Source organism: Methylocystis sp. Uni0008, from assembly GCF_056838045.1.
The window spans coordinates 163,537-186,080 of the sequence record NZ_JBXEJH010000002.1 but is presented as its reverse complement, the minus strand read 5'-3'; the positions used below and the strand labels follow the sequence as shown (position 1 = coordinate 186,080).

Sequence of the window (22,544 nt, the reverse complement as noted above, 5' to 3'; positions counted from 1 at the left end):
ACGGAGTTCGTCCTGATTGAGGCTCGATCTAATCCCGGCCAAAGCGAGCGGAACACGGTGATGCATAAAGCGGCCGTGACGCCCAGGAGAGGCTACAATGAACTATAGAACCAAGATGGGAATTGCCTTGGGAATTGCGGTTTCTGCCGGGCTCACATCATTTATGCTCGCCTTGCTCCTGCTGGCGCTGGCGGGGTTTCTAATTATCTGGGGTAAAGAACCCAAGCGCACGGAGGCATTTGTGGAGGGGTTGCCCTTCGGCAATTACCTTCTCAAGGCATTGGCTCAATTAGATTCGATTATTTCGTCGCGGGAAAATTGATCAGCCTGGCGCGCCTTGTAGTAAGGGGTCGTTTTCCTTGGGGGAACCGCTGCTCCGACGTTCGCCGATGAGATCGCGCCGCCATGTGGCGGGCTACTCGCTCGCCGCCTGGATCACCGAGTGGTGAATTAGCAGCTTTTGCCGATCCGCCTGCCTGGCTTCAAGAAACGCCCCGGAGTGATCGCGTGCTGAAACAGAGTTAGCGGGCGCCGCAAAGCAGTCCGCTTTCTGACGAGCGCGGCCGGCGCTCTCGGAGCGGGGGATGTTGTCTCCAATGCAAGCAACCGCAACCGGCCGGGAAACTTTAATGCTATGCTGCCGCCAGGTGCGGACGCTTGGTACAAACTGCAACGAAGTCACAATGGTGAAATTGGGCATTTTCGCGACGCTGGAGGCGACGATCGGCAGGGGCACGAGGTCGCGGCGTTCTTGAAATCGGCGCTGCCGCTTGTGGAAGCGGAGCCTGGCACAGTGTCTTGGTTCGCGATCCGAGGGTCACCCACCACTTTCGCCATTTTCGACGTCTTCAATGACGAAACTGGCAGAGACGCTCATCTTGCTGGGGAAGTCGCTAAAGCGCTCATGGCGAAGGCGCCGGAGCTTTTTGCGCAGCCGCCCAAAATCGGGAAGGTCGACGTGTTAGCGGCAAAGCTGGGCTAACAAAAAACGCGCCGCGGATGCGGCCAGGGCGTTTAAGCGCATGCGATGCGCCGCTTTATTCCGTCGGCACGTTCAATTTGACCGGGAGATGTGTGCGGATCGCATTGACGATTTTTTGCGTGGCGGCTTCGGCTTCGTTCGCGCGTCGTATCGATGCGGCCAATTCCGCTTCCCGCCCGGCAAGTTGTGACTGCAGATGTTCAAGTTGACCGCGCATCTGCTCGGCGGCGGCCATCATTTGCTCGATTTGAGCCTCGGCCAAATGCAGCATCGTCTCGGCGCGTTCGGCGCGGAGCTCTGCAGGCCCCAACTGCTCCTGGATCTCTTTGGCGATTTCCCGCTCACGCAGGAGCGCATGAGCCGCTTGCTCCTCTGACGCCCTAATCGCCGCCGCTGCTTCCGCTACAAGGCTGAGCGCGACGGCGGCGAGGTCCGATGGCGTATCCTGAGCGAACTCGTTCATCGACTGGCCCCAATGGCTTTACTTAATCCATAGCGTCACACTATTCGCTCTGCGACAAGAGTCCGCCACGAATTTCAGTCGATGACCATACTGCTTTGCAGCACAGCCAAGCGCCACCGCTCCTAGAGCAGCGCAGCGCTCCAGCTAAATTTGACGCTCCCCTTCCGTATGATGGTCTCCACCGACTTGAAACAACACTCACCAGCCCTATTGCCAGTCTGAACGGTTATTTCTTGAGGAGAACATTCCATGAAGCGAATCATGATTGCAGCGCTTGGTGCGGTTCTGTTCTCTCCCGGTGCTTTCGCCGATGCGAAGCTGACCGATGCAGAGGTTGCACAGGTCAAACGAGCGCTCGCTGCCTGGGGTTGCGAAGGCGGAAAATACGAGAAGGAATCGGAAGCGTCAGGCGTTCTGGAGGCAGAGGACGTAAAATGCAAGGGCGGCCAATACGACTTCCGCCTCGACAAGGACTTCAACGTTCTCGCGATCACCAGGGATTGACTCTACGGCCGACGTCGAGCCGGAAGTTACTGAGGAAAGTGTGGCGGCAAGCGATTTCGCGAGTGCAGGCGTGTCCTTTTCGCCGTTTTGCCAATTCCACGGCGGCAGCTCGTCGAGGCGATGCGCTGAATACGTGGCGATGCACGCAAGGACACGGGCGGAGCCGTTCGCGGCCCATAATAAATGTCATCCGACGCATGCTGCGCAGCTTGCTTCACTCTTGAAGCCGACTTAGTGCGCAGCTTCGCGCCTCCCCCGATCTCAATAGAGGCGGCTCACACAGGAGGGATCCCGTTCACGACGCTGCCGTGCATCATTTATCGCCGTCCTCTTCGACATATCCGTCGCGCTGCAAGATCATGGTTCAGCTCGGCGCATGCGACGCTGGAATTTAGAAAGGTCTGCGTCCTCGCCTGGAGGACGAGGATCCGCTGCCATTTCCCAATAGCTCCAAGGCATCCTCCGCGATTTCCTCGAGTCCGTCCTGCCCATCGTCTTCACCAGCGACAGCAAGCACAGCCCGCATCAGCGCAGTTCGATCGAGACTTATCCCGCGATCAGCGGCCATTCGATTGGCGACGCGGAAGGCCTCGTCTATTAAATCTCGATGCATGCCGGCTCCTTCCACTTTTTTTAAATGCTCGCTTGGATAGAAGCCCAACTGGAATCGCCTCTAGTCAAATAAGGCGCTGTGAACCCCTCCTCAACGGTGGCGGTCTTCGCCTCATCGGACAGCGCTGCAATCTTCGTTGCGCGGCGGGCGCCGCCCGATTTGCCTCTCGTGATGCGCGGCGGCTTCAAGTGTCGGTCTTCAATTTTTTGCGCGACTTGCGTGGAAACTCCGTCCGCCAGCCATATCCACTCCGCGACGTGCTCGTCGCGCTCAAGAGCGCTCGGTCGGCGCCCTGCCACGCTCGCCTCGGCGTGCCTCGGAGCTAATTTGCGGCATTGCCTCTCGAAACGACGTTTTTGCAGCTATCTCGTCCGCGGTTCACAGCCGCGGGCTTTTTCCGGTCAGCAGCCAAAAGCAGCTCAGGCGAAGCTGACGGCACATGCCTGGCCTCAACATGAAATGAGGTCCTTGGGCAGCCACACCTCACCTGTCCGAAGGACGAAAGCGCGGCGCTTTATGCTGTCTCTGGTGTGGCTCCGCTCGCCAAATCGGGCGGATCCTATCGTTGGATGAGATGACGCAGGCCTGTCGCTATTTTCTTCGCTAACATCATGCCCCTCAGGCCTCAGATCTCTCGCTTGATGCGTCCGACCGTCTCAGCGTCTCCGTGTCCGCTTAGCGCCCAACGGCGGAAGGTTCCGCGCAGTCCACGATGAGCCTTATTCGGCCCAAGGGCGTGGAATGCCTGCGGCTAAGCGTGAAAACAACCATTCTGGAGTTCGGTCTTTGCCTTCAGCTTCTTCACGCAAGAGGCGTTGATGGTGTTCCAGCGACGCAAGCGTTTCGATGAACGCATTCAGCAAGCGCAGAGCGTCTTCGGTCTGGCGATGTTCCACCTGAAGCCGGATAATGCTCTCGTTGACGAGCGACGATAAGTTTCGCGTTGGCGACGTGCCAAGTTGCTCTGTCGAGTTCCGTCTCGCGCTTTCCCAGCAAGGCCGAGATGTGGCTCTTCCACATCTCGCCATTTTTCGGACCTGAAACCTGAGCTAACGCCAATTGCAGGAGTAGCAGCGCCATTTCGTTAGGAAGTGGCTCACGGATAATGGTTTGGAGCGAGTGATGAATGGCTTCGTCCAGCGTGCTCTGGAGCCTCAACTCATCCTGCACTGCTCCTTTTCGCGAAGCTCTAGCATTGCAGCCTCCTTTTCTCAGAGGTTTTTGAGTAAGTAGTTGCCTCTAAGTATTTTTTCTAGTCTTTCTTGAGCAGTGGGCTCTTAGGATCGTGCCGGTGGAGCCGACTCGAGGGGCTGCTCGATCGAGAGCGCGCCGGCGTCATGCTTTCGCAAGCGATTGCAAGCGTCCGGCCCGAGGTGTTTCGAAACGTCGAAAAGCTCGGCGTCCAGGGCATTGTGTCGAAGCGCGCCGAAAAGCCTAACCCTCGCGGCCGAACAGGCCAATTGGCGCAGGATCAAATCTGCGCAGTCGCGGTGAAATGACGCTCCTGCGCTTCATGTCTTGACTCTACGCATCCGAAGGTGCGGCGCGTCTTCGCCTTGAAAGACGAGGAACGGCGTCGCGCTCGCCTGTCTATTTCGAGGATGCGAGCTGACGCGGGCTCGTCAATCGGCGTTCGGGCGCCGACGTTAAGGCGCTAGCGCAGCTGTGACATCACGAGCACCTATTTTTTAAGAAAGTTGCAAGACGATCGTTCGGGGCTAGGCGAGCGCCCGAAAGGGCGCAGCTCAAATGGAGTCGCCCATGCAACGCATTGTCTCAAGTCTCAGATTGTTTGCTGTCGCTTCTGCGGTTCGCGTCCTTGGAGAATTACCCGCGCGTCTTCTACGACGTGCAAGGACTGCTCCCGAGGCATTTGTCGACGCGATAGAACGCCTTGCGAAGTACTAAGCGACACGCGAGTTGGTCCGGGTCGGGCGTTCTCTTGACCTCACGCAGAAAAGGCCCGGTAGTCGCCGGCCGGGCAGGCGTGGCGGCTTGTCTGAATGCGCTCACGCGGTATCTAAGCGCCATCCGCGCCGGACGCCCTGGCGTGGCTAGTGTGGCGAGATCGAGGTCAACGGTCTCGCGCACCGACCTTGGGATAGGCCGATCCAACTCATCGGCCAGTCATCAAGCGTCGTGAATTATCTTCCACACTGCAAAAATGAGGAATGCTTAACAGGAGGATCTTTCAATGAACCGTAGAATTTTCGTCTTCGCGCTGGGACTTGGCGTTGCGGCTTTCGCAGCGCCCCGCGGCGCGCTCGCCGAGGATCATCTGGCCGAGGCAATCAGCCACACCAAGGAAGCGATCGACCACGGCAAACAAGGTCATGCGGATGTGTTGGTGACGCACGCCGAAGCCGCGCTCAAACACGCTGAAGCGGCGGAAAAAGCGAAGAAAAATGAGCACACCAAGGAAGGAATAACGCATCTCAAGGCGTCAATTGCAGAAGGCCAGAAAAAGGACGCTAAAGCCGCGACCGGACACGCCGAAGAGGCGTTGACCCATCTCGAAGCGGCTAAGAAATAATCCAAAGCCCGAAGACGCCCCGCCGTTATAATTACGGTCGGGGCGTTGAGTTGCGTCGACAGGACGAAGATCGACGCCAAGCATACGTAGGGCTCAGAGCCTATGGCTTAAATCCTAGCGCAGTGGCTTTGTGCCGAGTATCGCCGCTGGCGATTGGCGCTCCATCCGGGTCTGCTTCACTTTACGTGCACGCGTCGGGTTCGAACGGAAGCATTCGGGTACGCGGCAGCTCAATGCTTGCGTGGCCGTACATGGCGCGTTTTTGGTGTCCTTAGGCGATTGATTTGCCCCTCGACCTGGCCGCTGCTCAAGGGTTCTGCAAGCGCGTGGTCCCGGCTGCCGGCGCGCCATGTAGAGAAAATCTCTGAAGGACAGCGGTGAACTCAGCTTCAACGCCGAGCGCCGACGGTGTAGCGGCAAACCTTCTTGATCCATTTGGCGACGGTTCTGCGGTCGAGGCCAATCTGCGCAGCGAGGTCGATAAACGTCTTGCCGAGTCGTGTAGCAATTTGATTTGGTCAAATAAGAGCGTGATGCGCGCGGCCGCGTTCGCACCGCTGCTTGACGATCGCCGGGGAGATTTTCCTTCGAGAGCAACGTATAACCGTCAAGGGCAGACTTCTTCCTCAGCGAGGGGGCTCCTCGCGATAAAATATATGGGTGGCTGATTCCGCGTTGACGCTGTCAATGGGAGGGCTGCATAAAGCATGCGGCGATGCGCCTAATTGACGCTAAGTTTGCTGGCGCCCAAAGTCCTCACATGACTCGCGTTCCCATTTCTGCTCCTATTGCCAACGCTGTGATCGCGTCCATTGTGTTCGCCGTTATCTTGGGCGGGCTGGTCTTGCTTTTTCAGCGTTGAGGCTTGGTGACTGGCTATAATGCCCTCTCAGTCGAGACTTGGTTTAAACGACTAGCAAAGCGGGAAGCTGGTCGCGACCCCGTCGGCGGCTGCCGTCGTGGCAGTGTTAGCGGTGCGCCTGGCGGCCGGCGAGCCTTCGCCAACTTGGCGCGCCCTCGTATGTATCAGTCAGCATTGAACCGGGACCCATATAAGCGTCCAAACGGAGCTCTGCCACATATTTGGTGCAGGGGTAATCAGGTTGCGCCGATGACGCGGACTTCGAGCAGATCGAGTTTTGCTCGCCCATACATTCGTCGCTTCGCGAGCTCGAGTTTAGTGATCTGCTGTGGGCCAGGCGGAAGCGATGGCGGCCCGAATGGCTGCCTCGTCCTTCACAACGCCGTTGGCGAAAGATGTGACGGGACTGGATTGGGCTGTTCGATCCAGGCGTCGAATTCCGCCTCGGCTTTCTTGTGGATCATTGTGTGGAAGGCGGCAATGACGGCGCGCTCTGACGAGCGGCGGAGCGCCATCTTCGATCGCCGCAATTGTTACTGGCTACGATTTGGAAAGCGTGTCGCTGCCCCTCGTCATCAGCCGCGCGATTGTTCGGGCGGGGAGGGAACACGGCGTAAACTTTCGGCGCCGTCCCTATCGGCGCAGCGTCGGCGGCCAGCCATTCGGAAACACGCAAACGTCCCCTGAACACTCCATTGCGGGTCGAGCCAGGCAAGATAGGGCTCAAGCGAGTTCTGGCGGGTTCGGAACACGTCCGAACGCTGACCGCGCAGAGCCCTGCACGCGAGGCCCCGGCTATGTCCGGTCTCGCGGACGATCTCTTTGATCGAGGCGTCGCGACGGCGCGCGCGAGAATGGCGGCGTTCGTTCTCTCCCGTCGAGGATAACCTTCGTATTGAATGCGTTCGGCTGTGGTGAGGAGATCAGGGTTGATGATCGCGGCGCGGATTCGGCGATCGGCTTGTGCACAGCGTCGGGAAAGGCGCGGCTGGCGTCCTCCCGCAAGTGCCAGCGGTCGGTAAGACCTGCGTCGCCTGTGGAGCGGATGGAGGCGACCGAGCGCGCCCTGATCGACATGCCCCGTCGGCAGGCGGCGTCCACTCGCACGTTGTAGTAGGTCCGCGTCAGGGCGAGGATACCGAGACAGGTTCGAAACCCCCGTTCGGGATGCCGGCGAGCGGCCATGATCTCCTCGAAAAGCGCGGCGGCCGACGGGCCGATTTTTTCGGCGGAGGCGCCGAGTCGACTCGGCGTTCAGGACGCATGGCGCCGGTGGGCGCTTGGCATGTGTTCGGGAAGCGTCGCATGGCCGCGCCGGTTCGGGGCGCGCAGATGGCTGGCGATGCGCTGGCCTTTGAAGAATATCTCGAGCGTTTTGTCGGCGACGCGCACGTCGACCAGTTCGCGGATCAATCGGAACGGCGCGGACCCCAATGGCCGTCGACCTCGATATGGTAATCGGGGGCGACGCGACAGCGCTTCCAAACGGCGAAGGCGTATGGCTCCTCCGGCAGCTCCTTCAGGGCGGGCCTGTCGATCGCAGCGAAAAGCTCGGCCCGGCTGGCATCGAAGCCCTTCATGAGGCGGGCGTTGATGTCATGGACGAGGTCGGCGATGGCGGCGTTGAGTTCGGCGAGACTGAAGAAGCGTCGATTGCGCAGCCTGGCGACGATCCATCGTTCGTCGATCAGGACCGATTGCTCGACCTTGGCCTTATCCTCCAGGTTTGTAGGGCCGCCAGGCGGGATCGCCGCGCCGTAATGATCGGCGGGTTCGAGATAGCTGCGGCCGTCCACTCTGCCGCGATTATCGGGGTGGAATTCGGAAAGGTAGCGATCATATCAGTGAAATCTATTGCGCGTCGAACAGTGCGGTGCGGTCTTTTTTCATTGTTCTTGTTTTTGCACAGGTGTCGGCACTCCGCAATGCTTGCCTTTCACGACAAAGCCGAACGCATGAAGTCCGCGCTCCAACGGCGACAGCTCCTCCCCGGGCGCTGTTCAGCGCCAGCGCGATGTATGCCGTCGCACCGTCCACCTCGCGGCCTCAGCACGGCGCCTCGGATTCACGCGTAATCCCAGTTTGCGCGTCACGCATCCGGTTTGAAAGATTCACAGTTGTCTTCCGAGGCTTTGCAGGCTCCATAGATAAACAGCCATGCCAAGCCAGCTAATGTTCCCCAGCCTATAATAATTTGTGGCCAGTGATCTCGAACAAACACAATAATTCTCACCTCTCCCAGCAAATGTTACCCGGCTCGACGCAAATCTGCTCCGATATGGGACGAGAGCGATGAGCCAATATCGTAGATCAATCGAAGTGCCATCTTCAATCGCTCACTCACGAGCGAATGAGAAAGGAACGCTGGATCGTCCCGTCTGAACACAAAAGCGCTCGGCCTCAATTCCGCGGTGGGGGCGTGTTTCAACAGTTCAGCGAGTGAACGGAAAGCTATGAGAAACTGTGAGTTGGTCCAAAGCACCAGCGATCGTTGCTCTGCGCGCGAGCTACTGAAAAATAACACGTTTTTCTACTTACTCCTGTCCCTCAATTTCGTTTAGATTTCGTGCCGTGACATGGAAATTGTGCCGAACATGGAGAACTTGTTGATTTCCACTACAACAAAGCTAAGCTGAGATGCGGCTTTCAGCGTACGGGGGGAAGGCGCAAAATGTTGGCAAGGCTACGTCGGCTCGTGATGAGCGCCATTATCGCCGTAGGCCTATTGGCCGCGCCGCTCGACAATCCACCCACACCGTTAGCCCTGATGGGGATCGGCCCCACCCTGGCGCATGCGCAGTGGCAATCAGCGGCGTGCCGCGCTGTCTGGGTGGCGGGACGCTGGGTGTATCGATGCGCTCGAACCGTCGGACCACGCGTCTGGGCATGGTGGTCGCATCCAAGGACGCAAGCCGGGGTTTTTACTGGGCTCGGCGTAGGAGTTCCGAGTTACCTTCTCGGCAACAGACCGCGCTCCGCGCATGCGCCGGGATATCATGCGCCGGGGTCTTACTACCAATACCGCTATTCCGGTCCGCGTCTTTCCCCTTATCAGGCAAACTGGCTTCGCTACCATGCCTATCGACAGCAGCAACTGGGCCGCAGATATGGCCCAGTGCAAATGCCTGGCGCGCGTTATCACTCCATGGGGGCCTATCGGAGCCCATATGGAGGGGCGTCGACCGGGCACAGCGGCGGCGGTGTGTTTTACGATCCGCCAAGATAGCGGCCATTGCGCGCCAATGGGCGAGTAATGATGGCACATTGAGTTCATCCACTTCCGAGTTTGGCCTCCACCTCCACCGCCACGCGAGCGGCAGAGTGAACCAAGGGTCCATCTAATCGCCGTCTAGCTCTCCCTCGTCGCTGTCTTCGTCCTCTTCGTCGCGTGGCCTTGTCGTCCTCTTCCGAAGGTTCACCTGTTCGCTGCGGTCGCACGCCGAGCATCGCCAGCCGTGCTCTTAATTCATCGCGTGCGCCTAGCGCCGCGGCGCGCAGCAAATGAGAATGCAAGTTAAGGGCGCCGATATTTTGAATATGGCTTCGTGATGCGCACATTTTGGTCCGTGTCCTGACCTGATGTGGTGGACGGCCCCCGCTCCCCGGCACGGATGTGCCAAAGTGTGGTCGTTTTCTGAGCGGCCATCGAGAGGAGCCATTCGCCATGCAGGTTACGACGATCGGGATTGACCTCGCAAAGCATGTTTTTCAGGTTCACGGTGTCGACGCCGATGGAAGTGTCGTTGTTCGCCGCAAATTGTGCCGGTCCGAGGTGATCAGGTTTTTCGTTAAGTTGCCTGCTGCTCTGATCGGGATGGAGGCCTGTGCGACGGCTCATTACTGGGCGCGGGAGCTCGAACGGCTCGGCCACACGTCCGCCTGATTCCGCCGTCTTATGTGAAGCCGTTTGGTGCGCCCCGAAGGCGCGTGTCACCAGTGGAGGAAGGTTCCACCCAGAGAGTTGTCGATTGATCTGGTAGCTGACGAGCAGTGTGGACGAGTAATCGGACGGACTGAAGCCTCGTGACAAAGGCCGCTTCGGGCGGCCGAGCGATCCAGCGGGCCGTAACGTGTGTGAAGCCTGAGCAGGCCTCGAAAGTTACGATGCGGATGCCGACTCGACCGAATGGCGGGGAAGGCCGCGCGAACAGGGAAGCATCGACGGATGCACCTGTCTGGTCCGCCGGGGTAATGGGCACGGCACGTTGGAAGGGTGACGCGGGTAATCGGGGGAGACCCGTCTGGATCGGAGGTCGCGGCTTCAACACCGCTTTCGGCGGTGGATCGGGCGGGAGTCGGACAGGGTCGTACGACCGTTGATGCTGGGTAATGCCGGCGGAGGAAAGGACCCTGACTTCTGGTGTGCTTTCGAAGATCGTGAGGAAGGGGTGATTGGCGATGAGCCTCGAAACGCCCGATAAGATCAGGAACCTTCAGAGAAAGCTGTATTGTAAAGCGAAGGCGGAGCCCGCTTTCCGCTTCTATTTGCTCTACGACAAGATTTGCCGCGAGGACATTCTACGACATGCCTATGCGCTGGCCCGCGCTAATGCGGGCGCGCCGGGCGTGGACGGGGTGACCTTCAAGCAGATCGACGCGTCGGGCGTGGACGCTTGGTTGGCGGGCTTGCGCGAGGAACTCGTCTCGAAGACGTATCGGCCCGATCCGGTGCGGCGGGTGACGATCCCGAAGCCGGGAGGCGGCGAACGTCCGCTCGGCATCCCGACGATCCGGGATCGGGTGGTTCAGACTGCCGCCAAGATCGTGCTGGAGCCGATCTTCGAGGCGGATTTCGAAGACTGCGCCTATGGCTATCGCCCGCGCCGCAGCGCGGTCGATGCGGTCAAGGAAACGCACCGGCTGATCTGCCGGGGTTATACCGACGTGGTAGACGCTGATTTGTCGAAATATTTCGACACGATCCCGCACTCGGACCTCCTCAGATCGGTGGCCCGACGCATTGTCGACCGGCATGTGCTGTGGCTGATCAAGCTATGGCTGAAAGCGCCGGTTGAACAGCGGGATGGCGACGGGACGCGCATGAGTGGAGGTAAGAGCAGCATCTGCGGCACGCCCCAGGGCGGCGTCGCAAGTCCATTGCTCGCCAACATTTACATGAATCGGTTCCTGAAGCATTGGCGTCTCACCGAACGCGGCGAAGCATTCCGCGCGCACGTCGTCTCTTACGCCGACGACTTCGTCATCCTCAGCCGCGGTCGCGCGGAAGAGGCGCTGGCGTGGACGAAGGCGGTGATGACGAAGCTCGGGCTAACACTCAACGAGGCGAAAACCTCGGTGAAGAACGCCCGACAGGAAAGCTTCGACTTCCTTGGCTATACGCTCGGACCCCGGCACTTTCCCAATGGTGGTCGCTGGTACCTGGGCGCGGCGCCGTCCAAGAAAAGCGTACAGCGGATCAAGGCAAAAGTCAGCGACCTGCTGACGCCGGGTAACAAGAGCTCATGGCCGCGAGTTTGTGAACGGCTTAATCGCCTTCTGGGTGGTTGGGCCGCATACTTCAGCCATGGTTCACTTGCACCGGCGTATCAGGCCGTTGATCGGCATGTCTACGACCGGGTATGCGGCTTTCTGCGCAAACGACACAAAGCGCCAGGACGTGGCACAAAACTGTTCCTTCGCGAGGCGGTCTGTGGGGAACAGGGGGTGCTACAACTGAACAGCGTGCGTAAAGTATCGCTGCCGTGTGCCTTATGATGAAGCCAGTCGGAAAGCCGGATGCGGGAAATCTGCACGTCCGGTTTGATGAGCGGGGAGAGGAAACGGAGCGCGTCAATACGCGCGACCGCGCCTCTCCTCGACTCTACTAAAGCGGCAGAAAAACGACGCCGCCGATGCTGAGGCGATCTGCGAGGCCGTTTCTTGCCCTTCGATGCGTTTCGTGCCGCTGAAAAGTGCGGAGCAACAGGGCGTGCTGGTGCTGCATAGGACCCGTGATCTCCTCATTCGACAACGGACAATGCTGGCGAACGCGCTTCGAGCGCTCTGGCGGAATTCGGCATCATCGAGAAACTCGGCGAGGCGGGCTTGGATGCGCTGCTTTTGCGGATTGAAACCGATGACGTCAGCGGCGTGCCCGAGATCGCTCGAGACGGCCTGCTGCCGCTAGAGCACGTTCGTCGTTTTCCGATTCTGCGCGGGATTCCCGAATCGGCTGAACAGTGATTCCTTCATTGCGACAGCGATGGAGGCGAAGCATGGCTCGGGCTTACAGCCAGGATTTGCGTGATCGCGTGATTGACGCCGCGTTGGCGGGATTGCCGGCTCGCCACGCTGCAGCGCGGTTTGGGATCGGCGACGCGACGGCGATCGTGTGGGTGCGGCGGGCGCGCCAGACGGGCGAGCGAACGGCGCGCAAGCAGGGGCAGCCGCGACGCTCGAAGCTCGATCCGCACCGCGACTATCTGCTGGGACTGATCAAGTCGACGCCGGATTTGACCATCAGCGAACTCTTGGGGCGGCTGCTCGCCGAGCGCGGCGTTAAGGCCAGTCGCGCGACGCTGTGGACGTTTCTCGACCGCTGCGGTCTGACATTCAAAAAAAGACCGCCCATGCGAGCGAGCAAAACCGGCCGGACATCATAAAGCGACGCCAAGACTGGTTCGATGGTCAGCTCGACCTCGATCCCGAGAGGCTCATCTTCATCGACGAGACTTGGGCGACGACGAACATGGCGCGCAAGAGCGGGCGCGCCCCGAAGGGCGAGAGGCTGCGCGCCAGCGTCCCGCATGGACATTGGAAAACGACGACCTTCGTCGCCGGCCTTCGCCACACGGGCTTAACGGCGCCTTTTGTCCTCGACGGACCGATCAACGGCCTCTGGTTCCAGGCCTATGTCGATCAGGTTCTCGTTCCGACGCTACGCAAAGGCGACATCGTCGTCATGGACAATCTCGGCAGCCACAAGGGCGCTGGCGTGCGCAAGGCGATCGAGGCGGCAGGCGCAACGCTGCTTTATCTCCCGCCCTACAGTCCGGATTTCAACCCGATCGAGATGGCCTTCTCGAAACTCAAAGCGCTGCTGCGAAAGGCCGCCGAGCGATCCGTCGACGCCCTCTGGGATAGGATCGCCGCCGTGCTCGAAGAGTTCACGGCGCAGGAATGCGCGAACTTCTTCGCCGCCGCAGGATATGAGCCGGTTTAGTGTGAATCCGCTCTAGCTGGACAGATTCGAGCGGCTCGGATTCGTGTGACCGAAATCGAGAAACGCATTCAGACCTGGCATCGGGCAAACCCCGTGAGTCGACGCCTGGAAACGATACCGGGCATCGGCCCAATCATCGCGAGCGCGATTGCCGCAACTGTAACCGACCCAGGATTGTTTGCGTCCGGATGGCAACTTTCCGCGTGGCTCGGTCTCGTGCCGCGACAGCATTCCAGTGGCGGCAAAGAGCGACTGCGCGGCATTACGAAGCAGGGCGATCCTTGCATTCGACGGCTGCTGATAATCGGGGCCACGTCCGTTCTACGGTTCGCGCGCGAGCGCGCCCCCACGGCCGGGTGAGAGACGGCGTTTATCGCACTGGAGCCGTTCCTGCGTGATCCGAACTGCCGATAGGCGTTCATCGAGATGGTCGAGGTGAAAATGGTGTGATGGCAATCGGTCGAACCGAGGAGCGGGACAATCCGATCAAAAGGGGACGGCGCATCGAAGCGCGATGAGCTGAATGGAATCCGATCCGCGAATTTCATCAGGGCCAGCGGTCATGAATGCCGCGTCGACAGGCCGGACACATGACTGCACCCGACCGCAGTCAGCGCAGCAAAAAAGCCTTGACCCGCGGGCGCCGTCCACACATGCGCCTTTGGAGTACTTTTCCGAATTTGACCAGCAGACTTGCGTGGCTTGCGATCCGAGCAGCTTGATAGAGCTGCGATGGATAAAGGGGTTCTCGTTGGGGATAGGAAACGAATAATTGCCGTCATAAATGACGGCGCTTTCGCAACAATCTCTGATCGAGCGCGAATGGCTCAGTCGAACAGATTTTGATGTCGATGACGCCGGGGTGATTATGATTGATCATAACGTTGACGTCGGGCGAATCTTTCAAAGGAACAATCGCGGACGGGACTTTGAGCAATAGAGTTGAGCGCGAGCGATGCCAGACATCGCCGCGAAGTTGCGTGAAACCTTCTCGCCGACGCCAATCTTTTGGCAGTTGGTCGAGGCCAATCGAGGAGAAATCGGTCCGTTCGGGAACATCATAGGTGACCATGACAAGATCGGGCAGGAGGGCTGGATCCTCGACGTGAACAAGCTTCTCCAGCACGCACAGGGATGGCGAACTCGCGCAATAGGTTACGGCGTGTCCTATGGTGTTCCACCGGCCATCAAAGAGCAGGCCATATCCACCGTCGAAATTGTTCGCATATTGCTTGGCCGACAGACGCCATAGCAGCATTAGGCCGCCGCGCCCCATGCGATCTTGCCGAGGATCGTTTCGATTACCCGTGCGCCCACATCCGTTTGGGCGACTACGAGCGGCGTTTCGCCCGAGAGTTCAGCCAAAGGCCGCCGCAGCCAATAATTGGCTTTGTCCTTGTCGCCGAATACATCCTCCGCCACGGTCTGAATTCGGAGAAGGCGGACCGCGCGATCAGACTCGTCCACGGTTAAAGGTTGGCGCTTCTCGGCGCGATGGCGGCGGGTGCGTTGTGGGATTACGAACATCTCGATTTCATTCTCGCTTAGACCCGCCTTGGAGAGCCCTTTGAGAGCGGACAAGGGAAGTCGGTTGCGGATCGCCAAGGCAAGATCGGCCTGCGAATGGACTGGCGCGCCAATCACCGCCGCCCCTCCAAGCTTGCGGGCGATCTCTTCGAAGATAGTCAGGGGCATCCTGGCATCCTTGCTGGTCCGGCAATCTGCCAGATATATACGCGGCATATTGCCGGGATACAAGCTTTCCCGTTCAGAATCAGGCCCTATTCATGAGCTTCCAGTTGATTGGAGGGCCAGGATAGATGTCAACGCGGATCAAAGACGACGGCGGGCAAACACGCCAGGGATTTTCTTGCCGGGCAAGCCAGCAGCCAGCGAAGAGATAGTTTATCCTGCTCCAGGGGGAGGTTGTCATCTTTCAAGAGCGTGCTGTGACGTGAGCAGGAGTCCAATCAGAAAACCATAAAAGTGCAGGTCGTGCCCCCAGCGATGGTGTAGCTGGTTGGAGCAAGACCGCTCGCAACGCGCTTTTCGTTGCGCCGTAGCGAGCGAGCGGCCTGCAGCGGGCATCGACGATTCGCCGAGTTGCGACACTCCAATGCAACTGAGAACGCCCGATGCGGATATTTTCCGCGAGATGATGGGTTTCGCCGCCGAGCGGTCGAATTAGATCGCGATCGGCGCGCTGGCCCGGGCGGCCTATCGCGAGAAAAGCGCTGAACGCCCGTCTTGAAGCGGGGCTGCCTTAAATTGACGCTTCGCGGGTAATCACGGCGCCCCCGTTGCCGAGGCGTTGAGAGCGCACGAAAGTGGCGTTCAGAAGTATTTGCGGAAGCGCGGCGATGATGCCAAATGCAAGAACTTCCGCGTTACCGTTGTGACGTTCACGTCTCGCACGCGTCAGAACACGGGTGCGCAATGCGACGACTATGCCGACGGCATCGCCCGCAAGGGCGCGCAGGGGCCGCGCGTAGTCTGATTTTCGTGAACGGCGTACGGTTGGGAGTTGGCGCTTTGGACGTGGTGCGACGCGCAGCCTCGTCGGCGCGCATTTTTTTAGCCGAAGTCGTGGGCCTTTTTCAGCCGCTCGCGCGCGACGTGCCTAATTGAATCGGTGCGCTAGCGCCCAATATTCTGGGTATGATCCGAGCTCCGATCGCTAATGCCGTGATCGCGTCAATCGTCATGGCCGAGATTTTGGGCGCCATGATGCTGTTGCTTCAGCGCTGAGGTTACGTTCCTATTCGACGGTCGAATCGGCTCCGGTCAAAGACAATGCGAACACGATGACGCACAGGGCAAGCGCGACTGTGACCCCGACAAGCGGCGCGGCGAGGTTTGGGAGTTTTTTGAGAAAGCACATGAACCGGTTCGCCTGAGAAAGTTCGGTATAGAGGTCCAGCCGTTAAAGAGCGTTGAAAGCCCACTAATACACTGGAGAGGGACAGCTCCAACTCGACTGTCTGCACTCAGCGCCGGCTTAAGCGTGCTCAAAACGACGGCGGTCGCACCGGTGTCATAGCTTCGCCGATCGCGGCCCCAGGTCGGCGACGTGCTCATCTGCGCTTCAGGGCGGTCAGCTCTGCACCTGTCACGCTTGCTTCCGCGCTTTAGCGCTAATCGGCTGGCTGGCGAAACCCTCTCAGAGAGATTCCTTTCCTTGTTGCCCCATGCCGCCGCAAGCTTTTCAGTTTCACGCGCAGCTCGTCACTATTAATAATCACCACGCCTGCTGCCTCGATCGTGGCGCTGCGCTGATGCGCGTTCCGAAATTGCCGCGGCATAGGCGAAACACGCTGCGTTGTCGCCGGCGCGTACTTCCTAACGCGGCGTCACGCTCGGATAGCGCTGCGTCCGTGGTCGACGTTGGCTCTTGCGGAATCTTGGGCGGCTTGAAATAGAGAATTAGCCTTGCCGAAACCGCGGCGTTCTCGGATTGCATCCTAGCCGCTCCTTTCTTGGCGCGCACACGTTCTTCCCGTGCAACGATGCGCTGGGTCGCCGCCGGGCGTTGAGGCGGTGCAGAAGGCCGACCCCTCGCGCCGGCAGGTCCGCTCTAGCGTCGGCGCAAGCAGGCGCGGACTCGTCAATCGCCTCTGGGATGAAAATGCAAAGGCAGATCGCGCGGGGGTGAAGCGGTAGGAGAGCGCCAGCAGGCGCTTCTATAGGCGGAGCAAGGTGCGCTGCGGCTTTACGCATCGTGGCCTTGTCGGACCCAACGCTTCGGCGCGTTTTAAGCGCGACAGTGAACTTCACAAAAGGCGGTTTATGGCCGAATAACTCGGCAGGGTGAGAGCGCCTTATAGGAGCTCTCGCCGTTAGTCCAACAGCGGGTGACTGTAACCACAAAAGTTCTGATGTGTATAAGTTTTGATTTAATCTGACGGACGGTGTTTTTAGCCACACGCGGGAGCCGTGGCGGGGGCGGAGTTGGTCGGGGTAGCGCAGCCCCCGCCACGGCGTCTCCAGGAGACACCGAAATGACCCAGGAACAGAAAATCATCCGCGCCAAGGCAGGCCTGCTCGAGCTGGCCAAGCAGCTTGGCAACGTCAGCCAGGCTTGCAAGATCATGGGTTACAGCCGCGACAGCTTTTATCGCTTCAAGGACCTTTATGACAAAGGCGGCGAACTGGCGCTGCAGGAACTGTCTCGCCGCAAGCCGTTGCTGAAGAACCGAGTGGCGCCCGAGACCGAGGCGGCGGTCGTCGCCATGGCGATCGACCAGCCGGCCTGGGGCCAGACGCGTGTCGCCAACGAGCTGGCCAAGAAAGGGATCAGCGTGTCGCCGTTCGGCGTGCGCTCGATCTGGCTGCGCCACGACCTCGCGACCATGAAACACCGGCTGAAGGCGCTCGAAGCCAAGATGGCGCAGGAGCAGCTGATCCTCACCGAGGCGCAGGTCGCCGCGCTGGAAAAGGCCAAGGCCGACAAAGAAGCGCATGGCGAGTTCGTATCCGAATGCCCCGGCTATTGCGGCGCGCAGGACACCTTCTACGTCGGCACGTTGAAAGGCGTCGGCCGCGTCTACCAGCAGACCTTCGTCGACACCCACGCCAAGGTTGGCTTCGCTAAGCTCTACGACCGCAAGACGCCGATCACCGCCGCCGATCTCTTGAACGACCGCGTCATTCCCTTCTACGAGGAGCACGGCATTCCGCTGCAACGCGTGCTCACCGATCGCGGAACCGAATATTGCGGCAACCCCGAGCGGCACGAATACGAGCTGTATCTCGCGGTCGAGGACATCGACCATACGCGCACCAAGGCGAAGAGCCCGCAAACCACTGATGTGATCGACAAGAGTTTATTTTTCGGATTTGGGTTATTCTCTCCCTGCGCACGGGTGACCGCGTGGCGAAGAGCAGGGCATGAGGTGAGAGCCCTGCCGCGCAGCCTTTATCGTCGCACCTCGTTTGCGGCGCCTGTGCGCACCCTTTTTGGGCCGCGAGGGTTCCATCCGGAGACAAAGCGGGCATAAGCCGTTTCGGCCTGCTCCACCCACCTCCGCTCCTCGTCTCGGCAACTCTTGATGTTGTAGGCGTGAGCTGCGCCCTTTTGGCCGCGCGCCGGCTTGAATCCTGCCCTGAGCTCGAGGTCGCGCAGCTTCTTCGCGTGCAGCGACGGACGCGCCCACACATAGCTCTCGCCCTTGGTCAAGAGATGCCAAATCACGATGGCGAGTTTGCGCGCGGTCGCGACGGCCGCTACATGCTGGCCGCGCCGGGCCCTGACCCGGAGAAAGAAAGCTCTCAAAGGACCCGGCGCGCGCGCCGCGGCCCAGGCGGCCTCTACGAGCATGCCGCGGGCATGACCGCGGCCTTGCTTGGTAATCCGGCCGTGATAAGCCGGCCCTGGTCCCGACTGCCGGACACTTGGGTTCAAGCCGAGGTAGCTGACAAGCTTCTGCGGTTCGCCGAAACGGGTCACATCGCCAACCGCAGCCACGATCGCAAGCGCCACCACCATGTCGACGCCCGGGATCGTCATCAGACGCTTGACGCCATCGTCCGAAAGAGCCGAGCGGGCCAGATCGCGTTCGATCACTTTCAGGTCCTCGCCCAGGCGGTCGAACTCGCGCAGATGCCGTTCGATCGCGAGGCGCTCATCCTCGGGCACGACCTGCTCGACGAGCCAGGCCCGGCCCTTAGGTCCGCAGAGATCTGCATGCGGGCAAGACGGGATGAGATAGGCATGCAAAATCGATTGTATGATGTTCTTGAGACGGGATCTCTGTCGGACAATCTGATTGCGACGCGTCACCTGACGGCGCAAGGCCTGCGTCGGTTCGTCGGGGATCCAAACTTCGGGCAGGAAGCCGCTGGCGTAGAGCTGAGCCAATACGCTCGCATCGATCGTATCGGTTTTGATCTTCGCGTGAGCGATCATGCGCACTTGCTTCGGGTTCGCGATCACGACCTTCTTGACATGCGGAGCGATAACCGCTGCGACAGCCGCTGCATTGCCCGTCGCCTCGATAACCACGGTGTCATCTTCCGAGAGTTTTTGCGCAAAGGCCGTCAGAAGCGCGCGTCGCATGTCAACGCGCCCTAGCCGCTTTAGCTTTCCGTCATCCCAAGCCACCGCTTCGGCGAAAGCTCGGTGAATGTCCAGTCCAATGATGCGCATGCCCAATCTCTCCCCTTTGCCTCGTTCAAAATGGGAGCTGGCGGGCAACACGACATCTACTGATCCGCGCTCGCGGCGCATCCGGGAAAGTCGCAGGGGCGGCCATGTAACGAGCTCGGGCTCTCAGCCCAATGTCTATCGGCGGCCTGCCCGCACCTTCGTGCTCCCGGCGCCCCTCGTCCCGGATGGGCTCACCATACGCCGTTCCCAAAAAGAAAACAGCCGGACGAAAAGGCGCCAGGAATCACATACCGGATAACGGCATCGTCGAGCGTTTCCACAAGACCATGCTCGACGAATTCTATCGCATCGCTTTCCGCAAGACGGTTTATGCGACGATCGATGAGCTGCAGGCCGATCTCGACCTGTGGATGCGCGCGTTCAACGAAATCCGTCCGCATCAGGGCAAATGGTGCTTCGGCAAGACACCGATGCAAACCTTCATTGACGCGTTGCCGCTGGCGCGCGAAAAATCAGGTCATCTTCAGGCAAACGAGGAGAGCAACGCCGCCTGAAACGACATCCGCCAACTCAGGCCGTCTGTCAGATCAAATATCAACTTGTACATCTGATGCGGTCGGAGATTTTCTACACAGAAAAATAAAGTTTGCTCCCAAGCGCGAGGTCGGCCCTTGTAAGATCGACGACGCCAACCCTAATCTTGGTTCGCTTCACGTCGCTCGCTAAACCGAGCCGCTAAAGCGATGCAGGCAAACAAGGATCAAGACGTCGATGCGACCGCCGATTCGTCCGTTTATTACGGAACACAAGGGTCGCTTGCCGAAATCTCGCGCATCGAAGCCGTTAGATAATGGCGATGCTGAGAACGCCGGCCGGGATCCAGCTCTTGGTGATCCAAACAGCCTCGCGACATCGCCGACTGAACAGGATGCCGCATATGCGGCGGCGCTCGAAGCGGCGGATGCGATTTTCGGGGGTAAGGCAGTACAACGTCCCGAAGTGAATTCGACGTCAAAACCTTCTCCTGGGCGCGTGCTTCCGGACCTTCTTCAACAAAAGACCCTCGCGTCTCTTCCAGCGACTCCTGCGAACAGACCCCCCCGTGCACCTCAAGCTCCGGAAATTGCAAATCCCAGTCCCCTCAAAAGCGAAAACGGCGACGCGGCCGCCACTAGCTTCGCGCCCGACTGTGGGCAAGCAGCAAGCGACAGAACTCGAAATCGCGGCCGAAATGTCACGTCACGCTCTCAGCGCGACAAGAAAGAATAGATTCTCAAGCTCGAGTCCAAGGCCGGAGAGAACGGAAACGCCAGTTAGGCTGCTCGATGATCACTGTTCGGGAAGACACTCATGCGTGGCTGTGACGCCCTAGACGACGGACTTGTCCCGCGCCCTCAAGCGAATTTTACGGTGGCTGCAACGCGGGAAAGACCGTCGCTTGCAACTGTGCTGATTTGTTTTTTTCAAATGTGTGGACATCCAGGCGGGCTCGGTTAGAGGTTCGTGCTTCAGCGTTGCAGCTCTGCCTTGCCTGCGGGTCGCCGCGAGTTCAAGCGTTCAACGCCGATCGGCCGCCCATTAACGTGCGAAGCTGGACGCTTGGTTCGCCAGCTTCCAGGTGACCTGCCCCTGAGAAACACCTCCATGATCGAATAGAGTCCGGCCTATTGTGCTCTGCTCCCAAACATTGGACCGCCCGAAGTTAGAGTTTTCGGGCTTTTGCTCTGCTCCCAAACATTGGACCGCCCGAAGTTAGAGTTTTCGGGCTTTATTCACGATGACGGGCTGGGTGCGCCATCGGGCAGTTGCAACGTGATCGGGGGTTTGTTCCCGATCGCCCCGTGTGGGCGTTCCTCATTATAGTATCTGCGCCAATCCTCCATTTTCGCCCGCGCGTCGTCAAGCGACAGGAACCAGTGCGCATTCAGGCACTCGGCCCGGAAGCGACCGTTGAAAGCTTCGATGAACGCATTGTCCGTGGGTTTGCCCGGGCGAGAAAAATCCAGAGTGACGCCCTTCGCATAGGCCCAAAGGTCCATGTCGCGCGAGACGAACTCCGAGCCTTGATCGACGCGGATCGTCTTCGGGTAGCCGATCTGCGCGCATGTGCGCTCCAGCGCCCGCACAACATTCTCAGCCCGGTAGCTGAAGCGCGGGTCGATGATCGGAGAGAAGCGCGAGAACGTGTCGACGACCGTGAGCACTCTGATCTTCCGGCCGGTCGCCAGCTGGTCGTGGACGAAGTCCATCGCCCATGTCTCGTTCGGTTGGCTCGCTGGCTTCCGATCGTCGCGGAGCTTCGCTTTGACGCGCCGCTTCGGCGGCTTCTTGCGCAATTGCAGGCCAAGCTCATTGTAGATCCTGTATGTCTTCTTGACGTTGATGTTCCAGCCATCGCGGCACAGCAACACGTGCACGCGGCGGTAGCCGTAGCGCACACGCGTTGCGCAGATCTCCTTGATGCGCGCTTCGAGACCGGCCTGATCGGGGCGACGGGACTTATAATGGTAGCTGGATGTGTCGAACTCGAGAACACGGCAAGCGCGCCGGATCGAGACATTCCACTCATTGCAAATCCCCGCCGCCAGCTTGCGCTTGCGACCAGGCCTCAGAGCTTTCGGCGGATGACGTCCTGAAGCATCTCGCGATCAAGCGACAAATCGGCGACGATTTTCTTCAGCTTCGCGTTCTCGTCCTCAAGCTGCTTTAAGCGCCGCATCTCCGGCGGCTGCATGCCTTCGTATTTTCGCTTCCAATTGAAATAGGTCGCCTGGCTGATTCCGGCCTTCCGACAAATATCGGCCACCGGCACGCCGTCAGCTCCTTGCTTCAGGATGAACGCCTTCTGCGCATCCGAAAACTTCGACGCTTTCATCGTCTTCCGCTCCTCCCAACCGAAGGGACCATGCCCGGAAGACTCTAACCAAAAACGATCCAGTTTCACGGGAGCGGATCACAGGCGGGACACTATGCCCTGCCATAAGCCAGGAACTGAACTTGTTAGGTTCTTGGCCGCGCAGAACGCCGCAGAAGCGGCATCGCGAGTTGACGCATGACGGCGAAGCTCGGCGAGGCTTTCCTCAAAGCGGTGACCTTGGTAGTCTCGGAGGGGCGTGAGCAGTCGCGTCCGCTCCAACAGAGAGAACAGCAACCGACCGGAGAGATTTTCCAGCGGGCCGCCGGATCAAGCCGGGCTCTCTTCAATTGCGGCTATATTGCTGCTCGGCTCGTTACCGCCCGGATGTCTGGACGCCATGTCGACAAAGGTCGCTCCAGATTTGAAAAGCATCCCATGTAGGCCCGGTATCAAAACTCGTAA

General features: G+C 59.5%; 14 protein-coding genes and 7 pseudogenes. 13 read left to right on the top strand and 8 right to left on the bottom strand.

Features of this window, described 5'->3' with window-relative positions; genetic code table 11:
- Window positions 1-97 precede the first annotated feature (97 nt).
- Together AC0X69_RS20720 and AC0X69_RS20715 are read left to right on the top strand one after the other, a co-directional pair.
- A complete protein-coding gene (locus tag AC0X69_RS20720) occupies window positions 98-322 on the top strand; it encodes a hypothetical protein (RefSeq protein ID WP_482613813.1) in 225 nt (74 codons plus the stop codon).
- A 361-nt stretch (window positions 323-683) separates the two neighbouring features.
- Window positions 684-982, top strand: a pseudogene (locus AC0X69_RS20715) (putative quinol monooxygenase).
- A gap of 55 nt (window positions 983-1,037) precedes the next feature.
- Here the strand turns inward: AC0X69_RS20715 and AC0X69_RS20710 are convergent.
- Window positions 1,038-1,445, bottom strand: coding sequence for a hypothetical protein (locus tag AC0X69_RS20710; protein WP_482613811.1), 408 nt, complete (start codon window positions 1,443-1,445; stop codon window positions 1,038-1,040).
- A gap of 249 nt (window positions 1,446-1,694) precedes the next feature.
- Here AC0X69_RS20710 and AC0X69_RS20705 point away from each other — a divergent pair, with 249 nt between their 5' ends.
- Both AC0X69_RS20705 and smbP read left to right on the top strand, forming a co-directional pair.
- Entirely contained in the window at window positions 1,695-1,949 is a 255-nt protein-coding gene (locus AC0X69_RS20705) for a hypothetical protein (protein ID WP_482613809.1), read from the top strand.
- A 2,807-nt stretch (window positions 1,950-4,756) separates the two neighbouring features.
- Window positions 4,757-5,095, top strand: coding sequence for a small metal-binding protein SmbP (smbP, locus tag AC0X69_RS20700; protein WP_482613808.1), 339 nt, complete (start codon window positions 4,757-4,759; stop codon window positions 5,093-5,095).
- Between the two features lie 1,236 nt (window positions 5,096-6,331).
- On the opposite strand, the gene AC0X69_RS20695 is transcribed toward smbP, so the two are convergent.
- Entirely contained in the window at window positions 6,332-6,472 is a 141-nt protein-coding gene (locus AC0X69_RS20695) for a hypothetical protein (protein WP_482613807.1), read from the bottom strand.
- A gap of 505 nt (window positions 6,473-6,977) precedes the next feature.
- A pseudogene (locus tag AC0X69_RS20690) lies at window positions 6,978-7,774 on the bottom strand (Mu transposase domain-containing protein); the annotation flags it as partial.
- A gap of 1,847 nt (window positions 7,775-9,621) precedes the next feature.
- Here AC0X69_RS20690 and AC0X69_RS20685 point away from each other — a divergent pair.
- The 6 genes and pseudogenes from AC0X69_RS20685 to AC0X69_RS20660 all read left to right on the top strand — a co-directional run.
- Window positions 9,622-9,866: pseudogene (locus AC0X69_RS20685) on the top strand (IS110 family transposase); the annotation flags it as partial.
- Window positions 9,867-10,355: 489 nt separating this feature from the next.
- Window positions 10,356-11,672, top strand: coding sequence for a group II intron reverse transcriptase/maturase (gene ltrA, locus AC0X69_RS20680; RefSeq protein WP_482613852.1), 1,317 nt, complete (start codon window positions 10,356-10,358; stop codon window positions 11,670-11,672).
- Between the two features lie 112 nt (window positions 11,673-11,784).
- Window positions 11,785-11,985: pseudogene (locus tag AC0X69_RS20675) on the top strand (IS110 family transposase); the annotation flags it as partial.
- 17 nt (window positions 11,986-12,002) lie between these two features.
- Entirely contained in the window at window positions 12,003-12,140 is a 138-nt protein-coding gene (locus AC0X69_RS20670) for a hypothetical protein (protein ID WP_482613868.1), read from the top strand.
- A 32-nt stretch (window positions 12,141-12,172) separates the two neighbouring features.
- Window positions 12,173-13,119 (top strand): IS630 family transposase gene (locus tag AC0X69_RS20665; protein WP_482608434.1). Its coding sequence is split into 2 segments (ribosomal slippage): window positions 12,173-12,512 and window positions 12,512-13,119, totalling 948 coding nucleotides; the frame shifts between segments, so codons are not numbered across the junction.
- Window positions 13,120-13,209: 90 nt separating this feature from the next.
- A pseudogene (locus AC0X69_RS20660) lies at window positions 13,210-13,467 on the top strand (transposase); the annotation flags it as partial.
- A 430-nt stretch (window positions 13,468-13,897) separates the two neighbouring features.
- Here the strand turns inward: AC0X69_RS20660 and AC0X69_RS20655 are convergent.
- From AC0X69_RS20655 to AC0X69_RS20645, 3 genes are all read right to left on the bottom strand, one after another.
- Window positions 13,898-14,395: an RES family NAD+ phosphorylase gene (locus tag AC0X69_RS20655; protein ID WP_482613806.1), complete on the bottom strand. Its 498-nt coding sequence runs from the start codon at window positions 14,393-14,395 to the stop codon at window positions 13,898-13,900.
- Window positions 14,377-14,814, bottom strand: coding sequence for an Xre family toxin-antitoxin system antitoxin (locus tag AC0X69_RS20650; protein ID WP_482613850.1), 438 nt, complete (start codon window positions 14,812-14,814; stop codon window positions 14,377-14,379). Before AC0X69_RS20650 ends, AC0X69_RS20655 begins: the two co-directional genes overlap by 19 nt.
- A 1,063-nt stretch (window positions 14,815-15,877) precedes the next feature.
- Window positions 15,878-16,000, bottom strand: a complete 123-nt coding sequence (locus tag AC0X69_RS20645; protein WP_482613805.1) for a hypothetical protein — start codon at window positions 15,998-16,000, stop codon at window positions 15,878-15,880.
- Between the two features lie 1,117 nt (window positions 16,001-17,117).
- Here AC0X69_RS20645 and AC0X69_RS20640 point away from each other — a divergent pair.
- Window positions 17,118-17,939: pseudogene (locus AC0X69_RS20640) on the top strand (helix-turn-helix domain-containing protein); the annotation flags it as partial.
- Between the two features lie 95 nt (window positions 17,940-18,034).
- Here AC0X69_RS20640 and AC0X69_RS20635 read toward each other — a convergent pair.
- Complete coding sequence (locus AC0X69_RS20635; protein ID WP_482613769.1) at window positions 18,035-19,264, bottom strand: IS110 family RNA-guided transposase; 1,230 nt, start codon at window positions 19,262-19,264, stop codon at window positions 18,035-18,037.
- Window positions 19,265-19,521: 257 nt separating this feature from the next.
- Here AC0X69_RS20635 and AC0X69_RS20630 point away from each other — a divergent pair.
- Window positions 19,522-19,779, top strand: a pseudogene (locus AC0X69_RS20630) (integrase core domain-containing protein); the annotation flags it as partial.
- Between the two features lie 1,218 nt (window positions 19,780-20,997).
- Here the strand turns inward: AC0X69_RS20630 and AC0X69_RS20625 are convergent.
- A protein-coding gene (locus tag AC0X69_RS20625; RefSeq protein WP_482613804.1) for an IS3 family transposase occupies window positions 20,998-22,100 on the bottom strand; the annotation gives its coding sequence in 2 pieces (ribosomal slippage) (window positions 20,998-21,839 and window positions 21,839-22,100; 1,104 coding nt in all).
- Between the two features lie 177 nt (window positions 22,101-22,277).
- On the opposite strand from AC0X69_RS20625, the gene AC0X69_RS20620 reads away from it, so the two are divergent.
- Entirely contained in the window at window positions 22,278-22,523 is a 246-nt protein-coding gene (locus AC0X69_RS20620; RefSeq protein WP_482613803.1) for a hypothetical protein, read from the top strand.
- Window positions 22,524-22,544 lie beyond the last annotated feature (21 nt).

What these genes read in the sequence shown, in the direction of transcription:
- AC0X69_RS20720 (WP_482613813.1), top strand. Translation starts at nt 98, where the DNA reads ATGAACTATAGAACCAAGATGGGAATTGCCTTGGGAATTGCGGTTTCT.
- AC0X69_RS20710 (WP_482613811.1), bottom strand. Translation starts at nt 1,445, where the DNA reads ATGAACGAGTTCGCTCAGGATACGCCATCGGACCTCGCCGCCGTCGCG.
- AC0X69_RS20705 (WP_482613809.1), top strand. Translation starts at nt 1,695, where the DNA reads ATGAAGCGAATCATGATTGCAGCGCTTGGTGCGGTTCTGTTCTCTCCC.
- smbP (WP_482613808.1), top strand. Translation starts at nt 4,757, where the DNA reads ATGAACCGTAGAATTTTCGTCTTCGCGCTGGGACTTGGCGTTGCGGCT.
- AC0X69_RS20695 (WP_482613807.1), bottom strand. Translation starts at nt 6,472, where the DNA reads ATGGCGCTCCGCCGCTCGTCAGAGCGCGCCGTCATTGCCGCCTTCCAC.
- ltrA (WP_482613852.1), top strand. Translation starts at nt 10,356, where the DNA reads ATGAGCCTCGAAACGCCCGATAAGATCAGGAACCTTCAGAGAAAGCTG.
- AC0X69_RS20655 (WP_482613806.1), bottom strand. Translation starts at nt 14,395, where the DNA reads ATGGGGCGCGGCGGCCTAATGCTGCTATGGCGTCTGTCGGCCAAGCAA.
- AC0X69_RS20650 (WP_482613850.1), bottom strand. Translation starts at nt 14,814, where the DNA reads ATGCCCCTGACTATCTTCGAAGAGATCGCCCGCAAGCTTGGAGGGGCG.
- AC0X69_RS20645 (WP_482613805.1), bottom strand. Translation starts at nt 16,000, where the DNA reads ATGTGCTTTCTCAAAAAACTCCCAAACCTCGCCGCGCCGCTTGTCGGG.
- AC0X69_RS20635 (WP_482613769.1), bottom strand. Translation starts at nt 19,264, where the DNA reads ATGCGCATCATTGGACTGGACATTCACCGAGCTTTCGCCGAAGCGGTG.
- AC0X69_RS20620 (WP_482613803.1), top strand. Translation starts at nt 22,278, where the DNA reads ATGACGGCGAAGCTCGGCGAGGCTTTCCTCAAAGCGGTGACCTTGGTA.